Source organism: Ameyamaea chiangmaiensis (genome assembly GCF_013376175.1).
Taxonomy (GTDB): Bacteria; Pseudomonadota; Alphaproteobacteria; order Acetobacterales; family Acetobacteraceae; genus Ameyamaea; species Ameyamaea chiangmaiensis.
On record NZ_JABXXR010000273.1, the window covers coordinates 1 to 1,910 of the forward strand.

2 protein-coding genes are annotated in these 1,910 nt (G+C 69.7%); both read right to left on the reverse strand.

Going from position 1 to position 1,910, the window contains the following annotated elements:
• Window positions 1-15: 15 nt before the first annotated feature.
• Entirely contained in the window at window positions 16-684 is a 669-nt protein-coding gene (locus HUK82_RS16275; RefSeq protein WP_176614916.1) for a nicotinate-nucleotide adenylyltransferase, read from the reverse strand.
• A gap of 30 nt (window positions 685-714) precedes the next feature.
• A partial coding sequence (locus HUK82_RS16280; protein ID WP_176614917.1) for a glutamate-5-semialdehyde dehydrogenase occupies window positions 715-1,910 on the reverse strand: 1,196 nt, incomplete at its 5' end.

The following is a 1,910-nucleotide window of genomic DNA, read 5'->3' on the forward strand; positions in this document are numbered from 1 at the left end:
TGCGGCGCTTGGGCGTCACGTCGGACGGGGGTTTTCTGGCGATGGTGGTCTCTCCTGTGTCGGGGCCTGTCCCGGGTCGCGTGCGCCAGATCTCATCGTGCGCAGGGCTGTTGCCGATATACCGTCCTGCGGGCCGGGAAGAAAAGCCCAAGCGTGACCGCTGCGCCCGGGTAAGGCCCGCGCCGCGCGCGCTGGCCTGCGATCAGACACCATTGTCCGCGCCGCCCGGCCCGAAAGGGCAGCGACGTTGTAGCGCGGCCGCGGCAACACGGCGATCGGTACCAACGCGGCCAGCCGCCGCCACCCGCGCCAGCGCGGCAGGCTCGCAAGACCGTCCGCGCCCATCAGCCAGACGAACGACACATTGGGGAAACGCGTGCGCAACCGGGCAATGGTGTCGACCGTGTAGCGGGTGCCCAGACGGCGCTCGATATCGGTTGCAACGATCCGCCGTCCGTCGGCAACACAACGCACACCGGCCAGCCGCTCCTCAAAAGGTGCCATGCCTTCCACCGGCTTGAGCGGATTGCCGGGCGAGACCATCAGCCATACCTGATCGAGGTCCAGCACACGCAACGCACGTCGCGCGATGGCGAGATGCCCCGCGTGCACAGGGTTGAACGAACCACCCAGAAGCCCGATGCGCACCCGGCGCGAATCCCCCCAGGTCGGAATTACCGGCACATCGCCCTCAACCCCGTTGGACCACGCGCCTCAGGGGCGTGTCTGCCCTGTTCCGATCACCTCGTACCGGAACGTGGTCAACTGCTCGAGCCCGACCGGGCCCCGCGCATGAAACCGACCGGTCGCAATCCCGATCTCGGCCCCGAAACCGAACTCTCCGCCGTCGCAGAACTGGGTCGAGGCATTCCACATCACCACCGCGCTGTCCGTCCCGTTCAGGAATCGCGCCGCCACGTCGGCGTCCTCGGTGACGATCGCCTCGGTGTGGGCGCTGCCATGACGCGCGATGTGCGCCAGCGCGTCATCAACGCCCTCCACCACGGCGACGGACAGGATGCGGTCCAGCCACTCGGTGGAAAAATCCGCGTCCGTCGCGGCAGCCAGGTCCGGGACGATCGCACGCGCCCGCGCATCGGCGCGGAAATCGCACCCCAGCGCCCGCAGGTCGCCCACGATCGCCGGCAACAGGGCCGGAGCGATCGCGGTATCGATCAGCAGGGTTTCCGTCGCGCCACAGATCCCCACGCGCCGCATCTTCGCGTTGGCGACGATTGACCGCGCCATGGCCGGATCAGCCGCCGCGTGCACATAGGTGTGGCAGAGCCCCTCCGCATGCGCCAGAACCGGCACCCGCGCGTCACGCAGCACGCGCTCGACCAGCGACTTGCCACCCCGGGGAATGATCAGGTCGATCAGCCCCGCCGCGCCCAGCATCGCCGCCACATGCGCCCGGTCCGCGTCCGGTGCGATCTGCACGGCCTCGACGGGCAACCCCGCCGCACGCAGCCCCTTGGCCATCGCGGCATGGATCGCGCGCGCGCTGTGCAGGCTTTCGGACCCGCCACGCAGGATCACGGCATTGCCGGACTTGATGCACAAACCAGCCGCGTCCGCGCCGACATTGGGCCGGCTTTCGTAGATCATCCCGATCACGCCGACCGGCGTCGCCACCCGGCGGATCTTCAGGCCGTTCGGCCGTTCCCAGGCCGCCATGACGCGCCCGACCGGGTCGGGCAAGGCCGCGATGTCCTCAAGCCCCTGGGCCATCGCTTCAAGACGGGACGGCGTCAGCGTCAGGCGGTCGCGAAACGCATCCGTCGCGGTCGACGCGGCCAGATCACGCGCGTTGGCGTCAAGCACCGTGGCGACATCGGCACGAAGTGCGGCTGCCGCCGCGCGAAGCGCCTCGTTACGCTGCGCGCCCGACGCGCGGGCCAGGGCGCGGG